Here is a 21,637-nt window from a genome sequence, read left to right as displayed (position 1 = left end):
TTTTAGAGAAATGTAGAGTATCCGAGACGGCTGGCATTTCTTTCATCGTCCTCAAGACTAAATGAGTATTCCTCTTTTTCGGTAATAAAATTTTCCTCCACGTCTACCGTTACCGGAAGAAAATAATCATATAAAGCCTGCAGAATATTTCTGAACGGGCTTCCGGAAATATACTTTTTCATTTCTGTATAAGGAATCGGGCCTATGTTCACTACCCAGTTCCGCTGTCCATCCATATGTCTTCCGCTGGGAATATAGGTAACCCCTAGTTTTGAGTTTCCTAACAGCATGGAATCGTCATTTCTTTCTATCCTGTCAATAATATTCGGGGCAAAAGTAACCTCCACCGGTACCTGAAGGAAAGCGGTCATACATCTTTCAAACCATTTTTTATCCCCCCTGATCTGGTGAAAGAAAGGTAAAATATAAATAAAAATATAGGCATTCTGCTTATCAAGCAATTTTATAAGAGGCCAAAGCTCGCTTACTGTGTCCAAAAGGGTATCGGTACTGCTTGAAATATCAAATTCAGATTCCTTAAGCAGAGAACTAATTTCCGTAAAAAAGACTTCAAGCTCGAAAGGACGGAAAAATTTCCTCGCGTCCTCCTCCACTTTTTTCTGCTTCCGAATTTCACGCACCACAGAATCTACATTCTTTCTAGAAGCTCCCAGAGACGGCGGATGAAACAGCCCTTCCGGAAGATAGTCATAAATACCCTCTCTATAGGTTTCTATGGTGAACACTTCCTCATCAAATCCCAAATAGCTGCTTGAAATACTTTTGATATCCTTAAGGTAAGCCCTGTCATTGATCCCGATTCGTTCTATAAATATATTGCTTACTGCCCGCTGATACTTCAAAAGATTTACCGCTACGGCTTCAGCTTTGAAGTCGGTCTGCAACTTATTGTAATACATGTCTACAATATTATTCTCATGCATAGTGTTTCCTGTGATTATGACTTGTAAAGATAATATATCTCATAAGTTTGAAAAAATAATTTGGCAATAATTTTATTTTAAAAATACTAATTTATTGGCACTAAAAGGAATATTCCATGACAAATTCCGTAAAAATACGGTAATAACGGCTCATTCATGTTTGAGATCGCAGGTTTAAAGTTAAATTGATCAGCTGATAGGCAGACTTTTACACCTGTTTTTTCTGTATTTTTAATATTATTTAGAATTTTGTCCCCCATTTATTTATTTAGATTAATTTTTATTAACATTTTTTGAAACAAGAAAATGATGATAATTGATACAGGTTCGGAAACCGGGACGTATCTTTGCAGCTTGTAAAATGTTATTTATAATGAAAAGTATTTATTCTAAAATTCTGATTTTAGCATTCATTTCATCTTCACTTTATTCTTACGCATGGGGGCTTACAGGGCACCGCGTCATTGCAGAGATCGCAGAGAACCATCTGTCGGGTAAAGCAAGAAGAGAAATAAGAAAAATAATGGGTAAAGAACGTCTTGCCTATTGGGCAAACTGGCCGGACTTCATTAAATCTGATACTACAGGAGTCTGGAAACAGGCTTCATCATGGCATTACGTAAATATTGATCCTCAGTCAGATTTTAAAGCTTTTGGCCAAAACCTGAAAATGCAGGCAGGTCCAAGCCTTTATACTCAGATAAACACTTTATCCAGCCAGATTAAAGATGAAAAAACCTCAGAAAAGGACAGAAAAATTGCCCTGATCTTCCTTATTCATATTATGGGAGACCTTTCCCAGCCTCTTCACGTAGGAAGAGCCGAGGACCTTGGAGGAAACAAAATTAATGTAACCTATTTCGGAGACAAAACCAATCTTCATTCTGTATGGGACGGAAAACTGGTAGATTCACAGAAATACAGCTATACGGAATATGCCAATCTTTTAGACATCAAATCTAAAGAAGAAGTCAAGCAGATTCAGGCCGGAACCGTAGAAGACTGGCTGTATGATTCTCATAAAATAGCGAACAAAATCTACGCACAAACTCCAAACGATTCAAAATTATCGTACGACTATCAGTATAAATTCAATGATACGCTTGAAAGACAGCTTCTTTACGGAGGTCTTAGACTGGCCAAACTGTTGAATGATTTGTTTTAATGGTTTTGAGTTTCCAGTTGCTGGTTGCTGATTAATAATTCAAGTCATAAAAAGGATTTTTAATTTTTTATGATTTATTCTTCAATATAAAAGCGGGACTTCGGTCTCGCTTTTTTATTAAGCCTGAGATTTAGGCTAAGGCTAAGATTAAAAAACTACCATTCAATCTTTATACCCGCATACCCCGTCTGGTATCTGACATCTCTCATCCTGATTCATGGCTCTTGGTTCTTGGTGCTTTACCTTCAATCCTGACCTTCCATTACTATATTTAAAAAATAATTAAAACTGGTGTAACCTTTTTATCACTTCATACGTATAATATATAGTAACTCTTTTTTGAGGATAAAAATAGATGAGACAATTAAAAATCACTAAGCAGGTAACCAACAGGGAAACTGCTTCATTAGACAAGTATTTGCAGGAAATTGGTAAAGTGGAACTGATCACTGCGGACGAAGAAGTAGAACTGGCACAAAAAATACGTGCAGGCGATAGAGCAGCACTTGAGAAATTAATCAAAGCCAACCTTCGTTTCGTAGTTTCTGTATCTAAACAATACCAAAACCAAGGTCTTTCTTTACCCGATTTGATTAATGAAGGTAACCTGGGACTGATGAAAGCAGCAAAAAGGTACGATGAAACTAGAGGTTTCAAATTTATCTCTTATGCGGTTTGGTGGATTCGTCAGTCAATTTTACAGGCTCTGGCTGAACAGTCAAGAATTGTAAGGCTTCCGCTGAATAAAATCGGCTCCATCAACAAAATTAATAAGGCATACGCTCACCTTGAACAGGAAAATGAAAGACCACCTTCTCCGGAAGAATTGGCTGAAGTTCTTGACATGAGCGAGGAAGATATTAAAGAATCTATGAAAAACTCCGGAAGACACCTGTCCATGGATGCACCTTTAGTAGAAGGTGAAGATTCTAATCTTTATGATGTATTGCGTTCAGGAGAATCTCCAAGTCCAGACAAAGATCTGATGCTTGAGTCTCTTCAGATTGAAATCGAAAGAGCATTGAATACTTTGACACCTCGAGAGGCTGACTTAGTAAGATTGTATTTCGGACTGAACGGGAAACACCCGATGACTTTAGAGGAAATCGGTGAAACTTTCGATCTTACAAGAGAGAGAGTTCGTCAGATTAAAGAAAAAGCAATTAAGAGACTAAAACATAATACCAGAAGTAAGATCCTTAAATCTTATTTAGGTAAATAATTTTTAGCGTAAAAAACAAGTAGCGGAGTCTGTTTTCAGGCTCCGTTTTTTATTTTTGTATTATGAATACAGATGTTTGCTTTTTGATCGGAGGAATTATTTTATTCTTTATCTTAATTAATGTCCTACTCTATTTTTATCATAAAAATAGGCGTGCACTTTTTTTCAGGGATATAAAAGGCAGAAACTATAGATCAATCAAAAATATTGAAACAAATATTGAAAGCTATTCAAAAATAGGGGCAAAACTTACCTACTATAAAGCAGAAATCGTTTTTTTAGATCATGAGATCTTTATTATACCTTTTAATAAACCCATTTTACAATTAATCCATAGTCCTGAAAATTTTCCTTACGTTTCTCTACGATTTAATACTTCTTTTAAGGAAATACGAAATGATATACTGGAAATAAAAGGAGATACAGGCTTGGGAAATTTTAAAATTACTTTGAATTTTAAACACAAAAACTTTGATTTACATTCAGTTGTATAAAGAATGTAACAATCTTTAAAGTATGTTCAACTAATAAGGGATAAATCAATCTAAAAACTATGAAAAAAATACTTTTCGCCTCTGCTTTAGTCCTATCACTGCTTTCTTGTAAAGAAAATAAGTCCAGAAATGCTCCGGCTGTAGAAAATGCCGTTGACAATGCAGAATCATCTGTTTCCGGTTCATTAAAGAGCTATCGTAAAGGAAATATGGTTGACCAGATTTATCATGAACTGATCAAAAACGATCAAAGCCTGAAAACCCTGGATAACAGGATTATAGAAATAAATGAAGAAAGCAGTAAAGTTCTGGCCGTTTATGGTGAGACCCTCCAAAAATCCGAGTCTTTTTATGCTGATGCCTATTATCAGGCCGGTACCATTAAAGATTCTCTCTTAAAACAGCAGCTGGAAAAAGAAATAAAAATCAGCTCTGATACGTATGATTTGAAAATCAGTAAAGTAAAAGAACTGATCGCTAAAGTCAATACAAACAATGATGATATCAATAACCTGTACACTGCTTTCAAAATCAGAAAAACACTTCCGGAAATTGAAAAATATCAAAATGCTCACCCGATGAAAACGGACAACCTGGAAAGCTTCATTAAGAAACAGGATCAATTACTGAGTGAGCTGAAAAATATAAAGTAATGGATTATAACCACCAAATTGCTAGATACGAAAGAAGTAACAGGTTCAATAGTTTCATAAAAAAGGCTGTCCGAAAAATGGGCAGCTTTTTTGTTGGCAATTTTCTCAAAAATATTATTTTTTTTCTTTATTCAATTTCTGATATTGTTTGAAATAGTTCATGAATGATTCACTTTCCTTAGGATTTGACTTCTGCCAGGCCTTTAATGCCTCGTTCTGCTCTCTATAGTTAAGGAATGTTTGAGTATCTATGATCATATTTCCCTGTGTCTTTATTTCCTGCAGCACATCAGTTCTTATTTCCTGTTTCGTCCGGACACTCTCCTTATACCATTTCACTCCTGAAAGAGCACTGAAAATTCCAAGTCCCCATCCAGATAAAATAACAAATAGGGAAACATATAAAAGAGGCTTGTAATGGTTGAAATAATCTTTGTACGTTTCAAGCTGCCGAAGATCCTCCGGAGAAATTCCAACCTTTACATTTCCAACTTTTTCCTTAAGCTCTTTCAGATTTTGCTCTACGAAATATTCTGTTCGTTTTAGCTTTTCATCCATAATGGATACTCCGGAGCTCAGACTTTGAAATTCTTTGTACAAAGATTCCGTTTTGATCTTGAGTTGTTTCATTAGCTCCATAGAGTTGAGCCCTTCCGTACCAAAGTTTTGATTTTCTTCCATAATTGATTTTATATACTTAGGATAGAACTATGAAACCTCTGTAAAGCTTTTTTACAGCATCCGTTTCAGTAGCACTGGATTTTATGCAATTATTTTGATAAAATTTTAATCAAATTCTTATAAATAGTAAAATTAAATAATATAGCTGAAAATAAATATCACAAACAATTGAATACTATTAAAATAAAACTCATTGACAATTCAAAATTCAAATATAGCCGTTATCAATCACTAAAATATGGATTTTTTTACGTTTAGTCTATAAATTAGATATAATAAATCACTTTAACATGAACATCAGTTAATATAGATCTATATATTAAATAGATTTAATAAAAAATCAATAATAAAGATATATTAAAATCTATTTGATACTTTTTATTTAAAATCGCTAATCCTGACAAAAACAAAATAAAATATCCTGGTCTTATATGAAAGTACCGAAAAAACTTAATGCCGTCAGAAGAAAATTCATGCACAGCATTACAAAAAATATAGGCAAATCAAGCTCTTCTACCGTAGATGCCCAAAACACAACGATAAAAAGAATATTAATCTCCCGTCCAAATCACAGACTAGGAAACCTTTTATTGCTTACACCCATTGTTCAGGAGGTTACCAATTCGTTTCCGAATGCCAGGATTGATCTGTTTGTAAAAGGAGGCATCTCTCCCACTGTTTTCAAAAACTATGGGAGTGTTGATCAGATTATCCAGCTTCCCAAAAAGCCCTTTAAGAATTTGTTTAAATATGTAAATGGCTGGTTTACTCTGCGTTGTAAAAAATACGATCTGGTGATTAATTCTACAAACGGCTCGTCATCAGGAAAGCTATCCACCAGGCTGGCCAATGCCAAATACAAATTCTATAGCGAATGGGATGAGGAACTTCATCTGAAACATCCTGATTATGAGCACTCAGCGAAAAATGTGATATATAATCTGAGGAAATTCCTGACGCAATTGGGATTTAAAGAAAACACTAGCAAAATACCCTATTTAAATATAAAATTAGATCAGGATGAAATAGAGGATGGTAAAAAAAAGCTATTTCAAATCTTCAATAACAACAACAAAACAATCTGTCTGTTTACCAATGCTACAGGCGATAAATGCTATTCTGAAAACTGGTGGGGCTCTTTTTATGATCATCTGCAATCTGAATTTCCTGACTATAACTTTGTAGAGCTTCTGCCCGTAGAAAATATTTCCAAATTAAATTTTAAAATACCTACTTTCTATAGTACCGACATCCGGGAAATGGGCGGATTTATTGCCAATACCTGCATTTTTATCGCTGCTGATAACGGAGTGATGCATTTAGCAAGCGCATCAGGAACGCCAACGCTAGGTTTATTTTCCGTCACCAATGAAAATATGTACAAGCCTTACAATGATAAAAGCTTTAGCGTAGATACCAACCAGCTCAATGAAAATGAAATATCAGATCTGATAAAAAAAGCACTTCAATGATGACTACAGGCCAATATAGAGCCGCATGAACTTAATGAAATTTGAATATATTAATACTGCCCAAATGTTACTATGAACCTTATCGTTGCAACAGATTACGCCCATTACGCAGCTGATGTGCTCCGTATTATAAAGAATTTTCAAAATGAAGGGAACTTAATAGGGCCCGGAACCAGAAATATTGTAAAGTGGATCATTATCAACAATATGACACTTAATTTTAAATCATTTAAACAGCATAATATAATTAACAGGCATGTTTACAAATTTTACCGGAAATCCAAAGCAAAACGCTCTTTCGAGTATGCCCATTTGCTGATCTCTAAAAATTTCTATACTCCGAAGCCTATTGCATATGTGGAATTTCACGACTGCATTGGGTTAACAAACAGTTACTATATAAGCGAGCAGCTGGAAGACGGGTTTACATTGGAGGATGTATTTCTCAACAAAAGTTCCTTTGAAGACTGGCAGGAAATTGTTAAAGGATATACTTTATTAATCTATCAGTTACATGACCAGGGAATTGAATTCATTGACAACTCTCCCGGTAATTTTTTAATAAAGAAAATCGACAATGAATACCGCTTTTTTCTAGTAGACTTAAACAGAATGAATTTTCACGACAGATTTGAAATTCCTGACAGGTTCAAAAATTTTTCGCGGTTAACCAATGATCCGGAAATCCTGCAAATCATATGTAAGGAGTACTCACTGTTATCGGGAATATCGCAGGAACAATGTCTGGAACAAATTATTAAAGCTACAAACAGGCAAAAGACTAAGCGTAAAATAAAAAAAGTGTTGAAGTTTTATAAATATTTTCTAAAATAGTACTGCTTATAGAATTCTGGATAAAAACAAAAGGTTGCCAAAAAATGGCAACCTTCTTATTAATAGGTGAAAGTAAGTCCGGCTCCCCAGCCTATTTCATTATCATAATTTCCGGAGACTGATAACCATTTTTGTAAAATATACCTTAAACCGGTTGAAAATTCCCCGTCAGAATTGAGGCTGAAATTTCCTCTTATTCTTCTGGAAATCGGAATATCTTCCCTGCTTAGTTCCAGCAATACTTTTCCGTTATGATCTACACTTGCATCTGCTGTAATCAGCATGGGTAAAAGATATTGTACCCCAACCATGAAAGCATATTTGTCTTTCGAAGCTTTCTGCTGTCCGAACCATGATTTTTTTCCGTGGAATTCTATTCCCATATCTTCAGCCATCTGTCTTTCCATGATCTCATGATTTTTTTGAATCCTGAAACCGGCATATGGAAGGGCCCACTGGAATTTCCCAAGGAATCTTCCGACTTTCATACTTCCTTCAAAATGATCAAAATCCCAGTTGGAATGAAACTCGTTCAGGTTGGCCCATCTCGGTCCGAACATAGTCATCGTTTCTGCATGTATTTTATTGCTTGCTATATCCAGCATAGCCATGGAACTGATCATTTTATTGTCTTTCAGAAAGTTTTTCCAGGCCAGTTTTCTGTCCGGTAACTGTGGATTGGGTTTTGAATTTTCATAGCTGAATATTCTTCCCATTCCGGCCATCATATGGTATAAAATATGGCAGTGGAAAAACCAGTCACCATCCTGATTCGCAGCAAACTCAATTGTATTGGTTTCCATTGGCATGATATCCACTACGTTTTTCAGCGGGGAATATTCTCCTTTTGAATTGATCAGTCTGAAATCGTGTCCGTGAAGGTGCATCGGGTGACGCATCATCGAATTGTTGTACATGGTAATTCTCAGAATTTCCCCTTTTTTTACAAGAATTTTATCTGTTTCCGTTACTGTTTTGTTATCCAGCGTCCACAGGTATTGATTCATGTTTCCTTCCAGGGTAAACTTTAGCTCTCTTACATTTTCATCAGGGAGAATAGTCTTTTCGGGAGATTTTAAAAGATTGTATGACAGCCTTTTGATCGATTTTTCTTCCTTCATATCCATTCCCGAATGTTGGGAGTGATCTTCCTGCCTGCCTTGATCATCTTCTTTGGTTTTGACTCCCATCATTTCATTCATGTGCTTCATTGTCATTTTCCTTTGGCTTTCAGGAAGTTCGGGATACATCACTTCATTCATATCCATCATCTGGTTGCCCATCGTCATATTCATTGGTTTCATATTCCCACTCATTTCCATCATTCCGTTCATCATTTTCATTCCTTCAAAAAGCATCAGCCTCGGCAGATTAGGCGCTTCTACTTTTTCACCGGAACCCAGCCACAGTGAAGCGTGTCCTACCCTGTCTTCCGATGTGGAACGGAATTCAAAACTTTTATTCTCAGGAATAGTTACCTCAATATCATAGGTTTCGGAAACCCCGACGATGAGACGGTCAACTTCTACCGGAACCACATCATTTCCATCATTTCCTATTACTTTTATTTTTCCGCCACCATAATTCAGCCAGAAATAGGTGGATGATCCACCATTGGCAACTCTTAATCTCACTTTATCGCCGGCTTTCAGATTGGAATAATCAGAGCTTGGAAGTCCGTTGATCAGGAATTTATCATAATAAACGTCACTCACATCCATAGCCTCCATTCTTTTCCATTCATTCAGGGCTTTTGTTCCAAAATTGCCGGATTTAATGGCTTCCCAATAACTCTGTACTGCATTTTTCTTAATCGCATACCAGTCTGTATTCGCCATATGAAGTCTTCTTGCGATCTGCATCGGGTCTTCATCGCTCCAGTCTCCTAATAATACTGGTATTTCAGCATTATACAATGGTTTCGGATCTCCTTCTCTTTTATTAAATACCAGAATTCCGTTCATCCCGATCTGTTCCTGCAGTGCCTCATGGGAATGGTACCAATAGGTTCCGTTTTGGGATATTCTGAATTTATATAAATGAGTTTCTCCGGGTGTTACAGGTTTTGTGGTAAGGTATGGAACCCCATCCTGCTCATTGGGAAGGATCACACCATGCCAGTGAAGTCCTGTATTTTCTTTGAGCATATTGTGAAGATAGATCTCAGCAGTATCCCCTTCCGTAAAATATAAGGTGGGAGCCTGCAGTTTTCCGTTGATCGCAATCGCTCTTCGGTTTTTTCCTGTAAAATTGACAACCGTATCTTTTACATACAGATCATATCTCACTGTTTTTCCACCAAAAGTTACTTTTCCGTTTTCCGAATTTCTTTTGAATACAGATTGATCTGTTTTCGTCTCTTCCACAACAGCATGCTGATGGTTCTCTTTTTCTACCAGTTCCATTCCGCATTTTGGGCACTTTCCCGGTTTGTCTGAAGTGACTTCAGGATGCATGGGACAAGTGTAGACAGCAGCAGGCTGAGATTTTGATTGAGACTTAGAAGCTTTAGGCTGAGGATTAAGTTTTGTTTCAGGTTTATCTTTTCTGACTTCCTGAACCTTTGGCTTTGCAATAACCTTTACCTTAGCCTTAGGCTGAATTTTAGTTTTATCCTTATGGGTCTTAATTTCTGTAGGCTTTTGTACTGCTTTCTTTTCGGGCTGTGGCGCAGCTTTCGGTTGTACCACAACGGTTTTCTTCACCAGCGTCATTTTGCACTTCGGGCAGTCTCCGGGTTTGGAAGATACTACCTCAGGATGCATGGGACAGGTATAATAAGTTTTCGTTGTTTGCGCGAAAGTAAAAACAGAGAACAAAAGCACCAGAAATATGATTAGCTTTTTCATAATATTCCGAACTTTAAAAAGATGCATACATGAAAGTAAAATATAACTTAATACACGCAACCTATTGTTTTAGAGTTAAATACAATAATTATTTTATTTCTGACTTTACACTTCCGCAAGAAAGCATAGATTTTCCGTAGTAAGGATTAATGATTTGTTTTTCATCACTTAACCAACTGGAATCGGCCATTGGGCAATATTGTACGTAAACCGGTTTTTCTGAAAGCTTAAATTCTTTTGTTAAAGCAATCATATTCTCAGAAAGATTGGAAAAGGTTTCTCTCTGGGCGGTAATATTTCGGGCATCAGAGATTACTGTGGCATCTTTTCTTAAAATATTAAGGTTACCTTCAGAAACCATTTTATAATCAACTGCTGAGGCTGTTTTAATAAATTCTGCCGCTGCTTTTGAGGTTTTATCCGCATCATCGGAAGCCAAAGCTGATTTAATGGCAATATAACTCTGATACAGTTTTGTAACCTGAGCGTCTTTTTTAGACTGTGCAGAAAGTGAAATGATTGAGAATAAAGATAATGCTGCTGTAATGATATACTTTTTCATTGTTTTAAATTTTAGAATTAATTTTTAATAAAGAATAATTGAAACGCATGATGCGTTGAGCCGTGTTGTCTACGAAGGAATGATCATCTGATTCATACCAGACAACAGACGGATCTTAAATTCTAAAATTACAATGATTGATATAGATAGGAACAGGCCTGTATTCAGGTGGCCCGTTGATTCTTATCTGGGTAAATTTTGTAGCCGAAAAAGATTTGTCAACAAAGAAAAACTGGTGTTGTGATAAATCCGGAACAATCTGACCTAAAAAATTAATCATCAGCAGATCGGATTTCTGAGAATCATCTACTTTTACGACCTTAATTTCAGTTTTACAGCATCCTTTTTTTTCTTTGACACCACATTTGCCACAAATATCTGAGGTTTTCTGGCTTACAGAAACAAATTCCTCCATACAGAAATGTACGCTGAAAGCTGCTCCGGAAGAGAATCCAAAGTAGAAAACCGAAAACAATATGGCAAGAATCTTTTTCATTGATAAGACAAAGGTAAAAATATCCCGGACACCACTGTTATAAAATTCAGTATACTTGTTATAAAATTCTGCTTAATAAAAAAGCTTCTGAATATTCAGAAGCCTTTTTTATTTTTTACTCTCACTGATTTTACAGATTGATCAGATTTTAATTGTTTAGCAAATTCTAATTTCTAAAATCTAACTTCTAACCTCTATTCTACAGTTTGAATTCAAGTTTTACATTAAAGAAACGTCCTGTAAGACGTACCGGGACTGGATACATTACACTTGAATTATAATCTGTGATCCATTGATTGGCAACGGTATTATTAATGTTAAATGCATTAAAAACCTGAACCCCTAAGGTTAATTCTTCAAAATTACCCCAGAAACCGGAACGCTTTTTCTTGTCTTTGGAATCAATGAATACTTTTGAAAGTCCTAAATCCACTCTTTTATAAGCAGGTAATGTTTTCTGGTACTGATAAGGATCGGTAAAAACAGGTGCGCCGTTCGGAAGTCCCATAGCGTATACCAAGGTAAGATTGACACGCATCGATGGAAATTTAGGCATGTAATCCTGATAGAACATCGCAAATCTGAATCTCTGATCGGTAGGTCTCGGAATATTTCCTCTTCCGTCAATATTTTCGTATACCCTAGCATAACTTGCAGATAGCCATGAATCTACACCCGGAACAAATTCCCCGAATAACCTGGTATCAATTCCATAGGCATATCCTGAAGCATTATTTTTTCCTGAATAGCGGATTCTTACATTATCCATATAATAAGGAATCAGATCATCCATTTTCTTATAATAAGCTTCTGTAGTCAGCTTAAATGGTCTGTCATACATGTAGAACTCATAGTCGTTGGCAAGAATTAACTGTATGGAACGCTGAGATTTTATATCGGAATTGAAATTTCCGTCAAGATCTTTGATCTCTTTGTAGAAAGGAGCCTGGTAATAGATCCCTCCGGAAAGTTTGAAAAGCATATCCGTATCCCAGTCAGGCTTTATCGCAAACTGAAATCTTGGTGAAAAGATCGTTTCTTTATTGAAGCTCCAGTTTGAAACTCTGGCTCCGGCATTAAGGAATACTTTGCTGGCTCCCCAGTAAAATTTCTGGGAATACTGCGCATAAGCAGACAGTCTTGAAGGTTCTATTTTATTTTTCCCTGCAATCTGGTAAAACAGCTCAAGATCTCCTGATTCTCCTGTCCGGGGATCATCAATAGGACGCGGAATACTGTATCCTGCATTGTCTACCAACTTCCATTCGTTGGTATTGTCATTCAGGTTTTCTTTTTCGTATTTAAATCCGACTTCAATGTCGGTATTAATATTCGGAGAAAATTTTGCTCTGAACTGTGTTCCGTAAGTTCTTACAAACAGGTCATTCCTCGCATGTTCTATCTGCCCGCCACCATCAAAAGAAGGGTTGGGTGCTCCTGTCACAATATCAAAAGTCTGGATCTCATAGCTTGAAGCAATAGAATAATATTCTTTTTCTCTGTTCTGATACGCAAAACTGTCCAATGTAAATTTCCATTGGTCCGAAGGCTTATAGTTCAGGGAAAAAGTTCCCATCATATTTTTGTACATATCCTGCTCCCTTCCACCATAACCAATGTTTACCGTAATTGGCTGCTGAAGGCTTCCAAAAGTGACGCTCTTGGCTTTCGGAACCATTTCATAATCGTTCTTGGAGTAGTACCCAATGAACGACATGGAGAATTTATCGTTGAGATGATAGTTGATATAAGACTGGAAATCCCAATAGGTAGGATTAAAATCCGTATCCTCGTTCAGTGTATTCAGAACTAAATTGGTATTTCTGTATCTTCCTGAAAATAAAGCAGTCAGTTTTTTATTCTTAGAAGCCAAACCGGCTGTTAGTCTTCCGCCAATTAAACTTGCTTCTCCTGAAAGTTCAAATTTTTCAGGTTCGCGGTAGTAAATATTCAGTGCTGAAGACATTTTATCGCCGTATTTCGGCTCGAATCCTCCGGCAGAGAAATTGACCGTCGAAACCATATCAGGATTGATGATGCTCATCCCTTCCTGCTGTGAATTTCTGATCAGAAAAGGTCTGTAGATCTCAATATCATTGATGTAGATAAGGTTTTCATCATAGTTTCCGCCACGTACCATATATTGGGAAGACAATTCGGTATTAGAGTTTACGGAAGGAAGGGTTTTAAGAAGACCTTCAATTCCTCCCCCTATGGTAGCGATTCCTTTTGCATCTTTTGCGGAGATTTTTACATTGGTAATGTCATTTGTTTTCCCGATCACTTTTTTCTGGAAAACGACTTCCTCAATATCGGTTACTCTATCCGCAGTATCTTTTTTTCTGTTTTGAGAGAAAATAAGCACGGGAACCATAAGGCTTAGTGGTAAAACTAGTTTTTTCAAAAGAAATATTTTAAGAATTTCTAAAAATAGGGATTTTTTAACAATTACAAAATCGATTCTCTAATTCTTGTTAATTTCTGTAACAAATCTTCCAATAAATCTAATCTTAACATGTTGGCTCCGTCTGACAAAGCGGTTTCCGGTGTAGGATGGGTCTCAATAAAGATTCCGTCTGCTCCTACAGCAATCCCTGCTTTGGCTACCGTTTCTATAAGATCGGGTCTTCCACCCGTAACTCCGGAACTCTGGTTAGGCTGCTGCAATGAATGGGTAACGTCCAGTATAACCGGCGCATACTGTCTCATGGTAGGAATACCTCTGTAATCTACAATCAGGTCCGTATATCCGAAGGAATTTCCTCTTTCAATAATAGCCACTTTCTGGTTATTGGAGTCTGTAATTTTCTGAACAGCAAATTTCATAGATTCAGGAGAAAGGAACTGCCCTTTTTTCAGGGTCACACATTTTCCGGTTTCTGCCGCAGCCACTAAAAGGTCGGTCTGGCGTACTAAAAATGCAGGAATCTGGAGTACATCAACGTACTGTGCAGCCAGCGCAGCATGCTCATTTTCATGAATATCTGTTGTAGTAGGAATATTAAAGGTCTCTCCTACTTTTCTAAGAATTTCCAGAGATTTTTCTTCACCAATAGTTGTGAAAGAATCTACACGACTTCTATTTGCTTTTTTAAAGCTACCTTTAAAAATATACGGGATATTGTATTTGTCTGTTAAGCTTATTACTTTTTCTGCTATTCTCAATGCCATATCTTCGCCTTCAATGATGCATGGACCGGCAATAAGGAAAAAGTTTTTTGAATCTTTGTGATGAATATTATCTAAATACTGGATCATTTTTATGTAAATTAAAAAGTTCAGTAAAAATACTTATAAAGTTTCAGAATCGGAAATTATTTGAAAGCTTTAACCATTCCTAGAATTATGACGAAATTTTAATTATTCATCTACTTGAAATTGTCCTGCTTATGTTTTATTATTTTATAACTTTATACTATGAAACCGAGAGAAACTTTGGAAGAATTTTATATTCTGCACGGAAAAGAACATGACCAGGATGCTCACTGCAATGTATACCGCAGAGAGGATTTTGAATGCAGCAAGAACTTAAAACCTGTTTACCGCAGAGATTTTTATAAAGTATCCATGATGTGCGAAGGAACAGGTATATTAAGTTATGCCGATAAATTCATCAAAATTGATAAGCCTTCGATTGTATTTCTCAACCCGTTGATCCCTTATTCCTGGGAGCCTACCTCTTCAGTACAGACCGGCTATTTCTGTCTTTTTACAGAAGAATTTGTAAGCTCTGAACTTAAAAATGAGAGTCTGTCTCAATCGGTTTTATTTAAAGCAGGAGGAGATCATGTGTTTTTTCCTGATGAAGCCAGCATACAACTGTTGAAAAATGTATATGAAAGCATGCTGAATGAGGCTCAGTCGAATTATGATAATAAGTACAGTCTCCTCAGAAATTACATACAGATCATTATGCATGAAGCAATGAAGATACAACCACCTCAAACGTATGCTCAACATTCGAATGCTTCCGAACGCATCAGTATGTTATTTTTAGAACTTCTGGACCATCAGTTCCCGGTTAGTTTGGATAATGTCATGCTACTAAAAAATGCCAATGAATTTGCTACCCAGCTGAACATACATACTAACCATCTGAATAAAGCTCTTAAAGAAACAACGGGCAAAACTACCTCAGAATGGATTGCCGGACGGGTCATGAAGGAAGCAAAATCTTTACTCCAGTTCAGCAATTGGAGTGTCAATGAAATTGCTTATTGCCTGGGGTTTGAGCATTCTTCCAATTTTATTATTTCTTTCAAGAAAAAGACGGGAGATTCTCCTACTCAGTTCAGAAAAAGAATCCTTTCCAAATCATAACCTTTGATTTGTTCTGCATAACTATTTTATTCCAGTACCGTCGAACTTTGTGTCATCTAAATAACAAATTATGACACATCCAACTTTTCAAGGAAAAACAGCACTCATTACGGGAGGTACTACAGGCATTGGGCTGGCTGCTGCGGAATTATTTTTAAAAAATGGTGCACAGGTCGTTATTGCCGGCCGTAGAGAGGAACAGGGAAATGCGGCTATAGAAAAACTGCGCTCAACAGATCACAAAATACATTTTGTACAGACAGATGTTTCAAAGAGCGATCAGGTTCAGCATCTGATTAATGAAACCGTCAGACATTTCGGAAAATTGGATGTAGCATTCAATAATGCCGGAATTGAGGGGCAGTTTTCAACGATTGACAATACCTCTGAAGAGGAATATGACAGGGTTATGAACATCAATACAAAAGGCGTATGGCTGGCCTGCAAATATGAAATTGAACAGTTTAAAAAGCAGGGAACCGGCGGAACAATTGTCAATACTTCTTCATGGCTGGCCAGAGGAGCATCTTCCGGTTCAGCCATTTATTCAGCAAGTAAAGCTGCAATAGATGGGCTGACAAAAGCCCTGACCATTGAAACGGCATCTGAAGGTATACGGATCAACAGTATCCAGCCGGGATATATCCGTACTCCAATGTTTGACAGATTTTTTCCGGGAGACAATGCTGACGAAGCAATAGAACCATTTAAAAAGCATGCTCCGATAGGACGTTTTGCAGCTCCTGAAGAAGTGGCGGAACTGGTTTTGTGGCTCAGCAGCCCTGCAGCTTCTTTTATAATGGGCGAAAGTATTCTGGTAGACGGAGGTTTAGCCATTGGAGGACAACGATAAAAATGAAAAATATCTTTTATTTCATTTTATGGGCAGCAAGTAATCACTTCAATGCCCAGCAGACGGATCACAGCAATTCTTTACTCAAAAATCCAGCAACAGATCACACAATGGAATCATTAAAACACAATCACCTGTACCAGTATGGGATTGCAGAGGCATTTATAGGCGGGCTTTACAAGGGAACACTTTCTCTGAAAGATTTGAAATCAAAAGGTGATTTTGGATTGGGAGCACCTGATATGCTGGACGGAGAGCTTACGATATTGGATGGAAAAGTATATCAAACGAAGGCTACAGGCCTGACTATTACACCCGGCGACCAGTTTAAAACATCTTTAGTTTTTGTTACTTTCTTCAAACCGGATCATATTTTCACCATTAAAAATAAAGTAGATTATCAATCGGCTTTACGGGAAATAAGTAATATTCTTTCACATAAAAATTCAATGTTTGCCGTAAAAATAACGGGGAAATTTACCCATGTGAAGACCAGAGCTTTCCCTCCTGTGGAAAAAGAACCGTTTCCTGCTTTAACTTCTATTGCTGATAAACAAAAAATATTTGACTTTTCGGATACCGAAGGTACTCTGGTTGGTTTTTATCTTCCTGAATATTTAAACGGGATCAACGTCAAAGGTTTTCATTTCCATTTTATCTCATCAGATGGAAAGCAGGGCGGCCATGTCCTGGATTTTGAAGGTGAGAATTTAAAAGCAGAAGTAGCCGTATTGAAAAGTTTCAACCTTGAAACTTCTGACAATAAGGATTTCCAAAATTTTCAGTTTGAACAGAAAAAAAATGAATCTTTAGAACGTTTGGAGCAGAGAAGATAATCCGGCCCCATTCAAATACTTTTTAAATCTTAAAAGCAGGCTTCATATTATAATAATATGGAGCCTGTTATTTTATATTCCCATTTTTTTCAAAATCTTTTCAAAAGTATTGATGTTGCGGCTGGTGAATTGATCTTTAAGGCTTTTCTTTCCCAGAACTTTACCAAAAGAGGAATCTAAAGTATTTCCTTTCGGGACCTGCCAGTAAAATATTTCTCCAACAATCTCCGCTTTCTCGTTTTCAGTTTTGGAAGCAGCTTCGAATTCTGTCATCAAAACATTTTCTATTCCCGGATTTCCTACAAAAGCATAGATATGCAGATCATCCTTTTTCTCAAAAGGAATGCTGTTCCAGAAAACCTGTGTTTCTTCCTGCGATTTTATGAATAAGAAAGCGTCGTAAGAAAAACGATCAGACATTGCTTTTTCTAAAATTTTCTTTAAATCTTCTGTGTTTTTATCAGAAGTGAACACAATATTTCCCGAGGCTAATATTGAACTTACATCCAACATTCCGGCGTCTTTAAAAACCTGGCATACATCAGCCATTTTCATATTGGTTCCTTTTACGTTGACACCGCGGAGAAAAGCACAGTATTTCATATTTTTAGGAATTAGATAATAGGTATTAGGTTGCAGGGTTTTAAGGTATAAGAGTTTGTACTTCTTCCCTCTTTCCCATCAATCTTTAAATCTTTAAATTGTTCAATCTTTTAATCATTCTTAATATATAAATTATAATCCGTTCCGGATGGCTTAAGATGATAAATCTTTTCCAGGATAGGATTATCGCTTTTCAGATTGTCTTTTATCCTGAATTCTTTCATCAGCTTATAATGTGTCTGGTAGTACACAGCATCATTTCCTTTAAATAAGTTCTTGTAGGAAAGAAGATATTTTGGTTTCCTGCTTTTTACGGTATTGATCCAGTAATGAGCTTTGTCTTTTTTTATTTCCGTCTGGATCTGCTTGTCTACCAATCCTACTTCATCAATCGTTTTTAATCCTGAAAAATAAGGTACATAGCCCGCAGGTTCCAAAAGTATCCACTGGCTTTTATCTTTCTCGAAAGTATCCAAAAACAGTCCTATCTCTCTGCGGTAATTCCACTCTCCGTGTCCTGTAGCAATGGCATGCATAGTTTGGAAAGCCAGCATTGGAACTATATAAAATACTACTAATAAGGATAGCCATACATTTCTCCTCTCTTTCTGCTCCAAAACAAAAATAAGAATGGGAACAAAAAGCAACAGCTGTGGCACCCAATAGTACCAGTCAAATAAGCTTTTTTGGGAGATAAAAATAATTTGCTTTACCCAACCGAAAATAAAAATCATCCATAAGAAATAATTCCTCTTTTCTCTCTGTCTTACAAGATAAATAAAGCACAGCAACTCAAAGATTAGTATAATGATGGTTACCGGATTGAAGTTTCCGGGAAGTTTTAGCATTCCCCAGAAATTGCCGAAGCTTACCAGAAAGTAATTGAGGTTTTGTGCAAAAGTAAAATCATGTTCATAAAGAAGTTTTTTGGCCACAATGGTATTATTAACCAGCTCTCCAAAATACAGCCAGTTAAAAGACAATACAGATAAAACACCTAGCATTCCTCCAAAGACATATTGCCATCTGATTTTTCTGTTCCAAAAAATATCGACAAGAAATACAATTCCAAGAAAAATAACCGTATCAATCCTTGTAAACATAATCAAAACCGGCAAAAGAATCAGTGCCCATCTTTTGTTTTTACTGAAACCGTAATACAGAAGCGCCATTTCCAGAAAGAAAAGTATCCCGTATTCCATTCCAAGAATAGAAATTTTAATGGAAGGCGGCAATATTCCGATTAAAAATATAAAAATAGCTTTATGCCACGGATTCTTAAGGGTCAGATGCGCAAGAAGCAATGTTCCTATGGTAAAAAGTATGGAATTGAAGGTCAACAGGGGTTCAATAAAATATTCTTTTCCTAAGATCAGATTGAATATATAAGACACAAAAACATACAGATGTGTGGTAGAAGCTGAAATTTTGGTCTCTCCGTTGAAACCTATTACACCATAATCTAACAGGTTTTGGGCTACCCTCCAGGTAATGAATGCATCTTCCTGAATATAGTGAGTCAATAAAAAAAGAAGTTTAAAAACAACCGTAAAAATCACGGCATAGATTGGGAGTCTATTATTTTGAGCCATCACGCATTTTTAATATCACAAATATAATCTTAAATTTATGAATCCAATGACAAAAAAAAACGGAACTAAAAGTCCCGTTTTTTTTAAATATTTTATTAATATTTTTTATTGTGTTGCTTTAATAATTGCTGTAGTGATCTGCTCCTCTTTTTCTTTTGAATAGGTAGAATCAAAAGGTTCCATCACATCGAACAAATACTGGTAGAAAGGTGAAATCTTCTGGATATTTTCAGATTCTTTCCTTGCCTTTTCTTTACCCATCTGCTGAAGATCTTTGAGGAAAGTGTTGAACTTCTTATCAATCGGTTCTATAGATTTTACCAGGTAAGCATATGCCTTTTCATCCTGTCCCAATTTCTTATAAGCATCTGTAACAGCAGCTACCACAAGAGAATATTCCATTGGTTTAGATCTCATCTGTCTTCTTGCAAAATTTTGATCAGCCGGTGAAAGACTCAAATAGTAATCGTACTCTTCAAAAATACCTTTTTTCAGGATTTCTGCCAGCTGCAGTCCTTTTTTCTCCTGTCCTGCAATGATATATCCGGTGACCATAGAGCTCAATGAGCGGGGATCATTAAATTTCTCAGCAGGAATTTCTTTTGAGGCAAGGTCTAATAATTCTATAGCTTTAGCTTTCTGTCCTTTTAACGCCAATGCTGAAGCTGCTCTGCTTGCTGACATTCTGTAGCTCATAATGTTCGAAGTAGCAGTTTCATCAAAATGAGTATTCAGGTCTTTAAAATTCCCCCATCTGAAGTTCTTCACAACATTATATAAAGAATTAGTATCCACTCTTCCCATATCTCCATCTGCGTTCTCCTTGGTATGGATAGGAACTAATCTATAGCTGAATCCATCAAACTGAAGGTATTCATTCAGGTAGAAAATATTTTCACTGTCATAAATTCCTCCCGATGAGAAGCTAATAGGACGCTTCCAGTCGAAATTGGCCAGCATATCCAGCATAATCAGGTTATTTTTATAAAGGGTGTTTCCTTTATAGGTAATCATGATTTGGTTCACTACATCCGGAAGATCCGCTTGGGTGATAATTCCTGCTTTTAATGCATTTTCTTTATTAACCGGAAGAATGAATTTGTTTACCGGAAGAATATTATATTTCTCAAACTTTTCTTCCCCGAAGTACATTTTTAAAAGCTCATCTTTTTCGGGAGATTTGAATTTGATAAAGTCAACAGCCTCTTTCAATGTCAGTGAATCCTGTGTAAGGTATTTTCTGAAGGCTCCGAATTGCGTATCAGGGACACCCTGTTCTTTCAGCATAGAGAAAACTCCTTCCCAGTCTTCTTTCTTCATCATGTAGATCTGGTCGTTTACACCGTCTCTGTAGTCCTCGTGAGTCAGTTCACTTGGAATTCCTGCTGCATTATATGTTTTTCTCTTTACCTGATCTAGGTTCCACGGAGTTGAAGCAAGGGTAAAGTTAACCACCTTCACATCATCTCTGAATCTTTCCGTTTCCTGGATAGCCCATACCGGGTACGTGTCATTATCTCCATAAACGAATAAAATATCGTTTTTAGGAAGTGATTTTAATACTGAATAGGCATAATCATAAGCGGTATATCTGTTGCTTCTGTCGTGTACATTATAGTTCTGGAAACCCATCATAAAAGGGACACCCAATAAAACTACTCCTAAAGCAATGTTTGCTCCGTTTGATTTTATCTTAGACTGGATAAACCATAAGATAGCTCCTGCTCCAAGGCCAATCCAGATCGCAAATGCATAGAAGGAACCGACCATCGCATAATCTCTTTCTCTCGGTTCGAAAGGTTTCACGCCTGTGTAGAAAATAATTCCGACACTTGTTAAAACAAATAATGAAAGCAGTGCATAAAATCTTCCAAAGTCCCTGTTCAGCTGGAAAAAGAAACCGATCAACCCTAAGATTAAGGGTAAAAAGAAGAATTTAACTGTACTTTCATTCTTGAATTTTGCAGGCATTTTATCCTGGTTCCCAAGCAGTGCATTATCGATGAAAGGAATTCCGGAGATCCAGTTTCCTTTGGTGTTTTCCATATTTCCTTCAAGATC

The 21,637-nt window shown here is 36.6% G+C and carries 18 protein-coding genes and 1 pseudogene; 9 read left to right on the top strand and 10 right to left on the bottom strand.

All coding sequences use genetic code 11. The features are described 5' to 3' along the window. Positions 1–2 precede the first annotated feature (2 nt). Entirely contained in the window at positions 3–920 is a 918-nt protein-coding gene (locus ACTJIV_RS20195; RefSeq protein ID WP_223560495.1) for a type VI secretion system baseplate subunit TssG, read from the bottom strand. Between the two features lie 397 nt (positions 921–1,317). Here ACTJIV_RS20195 and ACTJIV_RS20190 point away from each other — a divergent pair, with 397 nt between their 5' ends. From ACTJIV_RS20190 to ACTJIV_RS20175, 4 genes are all read left to right on the top strand, one after another. After that, the gene (locus ACTJIV_RS20190; RefSeq protein ID WP_111960987.1) at positions 1,318–2,109 is read left to right on the top strand and encodes a S1/P1 nuclease; all 792 of its coding nucleotides are present in this window, start codon (positions 1,318–1,320) and stop codon (positions 2,107–2,109) included. Positions 2,110–2,464: 355 nt separating this feature from the next. Continuing rightward, a complete protein-coding gene (locus ACTJIV_RS20185) occupies positions 2,465–3,331 on the top strand; it encodes a sigma-70 family RNA polymerase sigma factor (protein WP_099767369.1) in 867 nt (288 codons plus the stop codon). A 62-nt stretch (positions 3,332–3,393) separates the two neighbouring features. Then, positions 3,394–3,825, top strand: a complete 432-nt coding sequence (locus tag ACTJIV_RS20180; RefSeq protein ID WP_440629256.1) for a hypothetical protein — start codon at positions 3,394–3,396, stop codon at positions 3,823–3,825. A gap of 59 nt (positions 3,826–3,884) precedes the next feature. Continuing rightward, positions 3,885–4,478: a hypothetical protein gene (locus tag ACTJIV_RS20175; protein WP_440629255.1), complete on the top strand. Its 594-nt coding sequence runs from the start codon at positions 3,885–3,887 to the stop codon at positions 4,476–4,478. A gap of 114 nt (positions 4,479–4,592) precedes the next feature. Here the strand turns inward: ACTJIV_RS20175 and ACTJIV_RS20170 are convergent, their stop codons facing one another. Then, on the bottom strand, positions 4,593–5,159 hold the full coding sequence (locus ACTJIV_RS20170) for a hypothetical protein (protein WP_440629254.1): 567 nt from the start codon (positions 5,157–5,159) through the stop codon (positions 4,593–4,595). A gap of 431 nt (positions 5,160–5,590) precedes the next feature. Here ACTJIV_RS20170 and ACTJIV_RS20165 point away from each other — a divergent pair, with 431 nt between their 5' ends. Further along, positions 5,591–6,631 carry a glycosyltransferase family 9 protein gene (locus tag ACTJIV_RS20165; RefSeq protein ID WP_440629253.1) on the top strand — a complete coding sequence of 347 codons (1,041 nt, stop codon included), beginning with the start codon at positions 5,591–5,593 and terminating at the stop codon, positions 6,629–6,631. Positions 6,632–6,703: 72 nt separating this feature from the next. Further along, a complete protein-coding gene (locus ACTJIV_RS20160; protein WP_336378689.1) occupies positions 6,704–7,465 on the top strand; it encodes a lipopolysaccharide kinase InaA family protein in 762 nt (253 codons plus the stop codon). Positions 7,466–7,524: 59 nt separating this feature from the next. Here the strand turns inward: ACTJIV_RS20160 and ACTJIV_RS20155 are convergent, their stop codons facing one another. The 5 genes from ACTJIV_RS20155 to kdsA all read right to left on the bottom strand — a co-directional run bounded on the left by ACTJIV_RS20155 (position 7,525) and on the right by kdsA (position 14,630). Then, a complete protein-coding gene (locus ACTJIV_RS20155; protein WP_440629252.1) occupies positions 7,525–10,314 on the bottom strand; it encodes a multicopper oxidase domain-containing protein in 2,790 nt (929 codons plus the stop codon). Between the two features lie 88 nt (positions 10,315–10,402). Further along, positions 10,403–10,876: a DUF3347 domain-containing protein gene (locus ACTJIV_RS20150; RefSeq protein WP_111960980.1), complete on the bottom strand. Its 474-nt coding sequence runs from the start codon at positions 10,874–10,876 to the stop codon at positions 10,403–10,405. A 115-nt stretch (positions 10,877–10,991) separates the two neighbouring features. After that, complete coding sequence (locus ACTJIV_RS20145) at positions 10,992–11,372, bottom strand: HYC_CC_PP family protein (RefSeq protein WP_440629251.1); 381 nt, start codon at positions 11,370–11,372, stop codon at positions 10,992–10,994. Positions 11,373–11,571: 199 nt separating this feature from the next. After that, the gene (locus ACTJIV_RS20140; protein WP_111960979.1) at positions 11,572–13,776 is read right to left on the bottom strand and encodes a TonB-dependent receptor plug domain-containing protein; all 2,205 of its coding nucleotides are present in this window, start codon (positions 13,774–13,776) and stop codon (positions 11,572–11,574) included. A 44-nt stretch (positions 13,777–13,820) separates the two neighbouring features. After that, positions 13,821–14,630, bottom strand: a complete 810-nt coding sequence (kdsA, locus tag ACTJIV_RS20135; RefSeq protein WP_111960978.1) for a 3-deoxy-8-phosphooctulonate synthase — start codon at positions 14,628–14,630, stop codon at positions 13,821–13,823. Between the two features lie 159 nt (positions 14,631–14,789). Between kdsA and ACTJIV_RS20130 the strand changes: the two genes are divergently transcribed. The 3 genes from ACTJIV_RS20130 to budA all read left to right on the top strand — a co-directional run bounded on the left by ACTJIV_RS20130 (position 14,790) and on the right by budA (position 17,381). Then, positions 14,790–15,692 carry a helix-turn-helix domain-containing protein gene (locus tag ACTJIV_RS20130; protein ID WP_440629250.1) on the top strand — a complete coding sequence of 301 codons (903 nt, stop codon included), beginning with the start codon at positions 14,790–14,792 and terminating at the stop codon, positions 15,690–15,692. 70 nt (positions 15,693–15,762) lie between these two features. Beyond that, positions 15,763–16,545, top strand: a complete 783-nt coding sequence (locus tag ACTJIV_RS20125) for an SDR family NAD(P)-dependent oxidoreductase (RefSeq protein ID WP_440629249.1) — start codon at positions 15,763–15,765, stop codon at positions 16,543–16,545. A 2-nt stretch (positions 16,546–16,547) separates the two neighbouring features. Further along, positions 16,548–17,381 carry an acetolactate decarboxylase gene (gene budA, locus ACTJIV_RS20120; protein ID WP_440629248.1) on the top strand — a complete coding sequence of 278 codons (834 nt, stop codon included), beginning with the start codon at positions 16,548–16,550 and terminating at the stop codon, positions 17,379–17,381. Positions 17,382–17,453: 72 nt separating this feature from the next. Here the strand turns inward: budA and ACTJIV_RS20115 are convergent, their stop codons facing one another. The 3 genes and pseudogenes from ACTJIV_RS20115 to ACTJIV_RS20105 form a co-directional block, all read right to left on the bottom strand. Then, complete coding sequence (locus tag ACTJIV_RS20115) at positions 17,454–17,984, bottom strand: DUF1697 domain-containing protein (protein WP_440629247.1); 531 nt, start codon at positions 17,982–17,984, stop codon at positions 17,454–17,456. A 110-nt stretch (positions 17,985–18,094) separates the two neighbouring features. Beyond that, a complete protein-coding gene (locus tag ACTJIV_RS20110; protein WP_440629246.1) occupies positions 18,095–19,576 on the bottom strand; it encodes a hypothetical protein in 1,482 nt (493 codons plus the stop codon). Positions 19,577–19,681: 105 nt separating this feature from the next. After that, positions 19,682–21,637: pseudogene (locus ACTJIV_RS20105) on the bottom strand (DUF2723 domain-containing protein); the annotation flags it as partial.

The organism is Chryseobacterium sp. 22532 (genome assembly GCF_052044665.1).
GTDB classification, from domain to species: domain Bacteria; phylum Bacteroidota; class Bacteroidia; order Flavobacteriales; family Weeksellaceae; genus Chryseobacterium; species Chryseobacterium lathyri.
The sequence above is the reverse complement of the archived record's forward strand: the minus strand, read 5'-3'. Positions and strand labels throughout refer to the sequence as shown.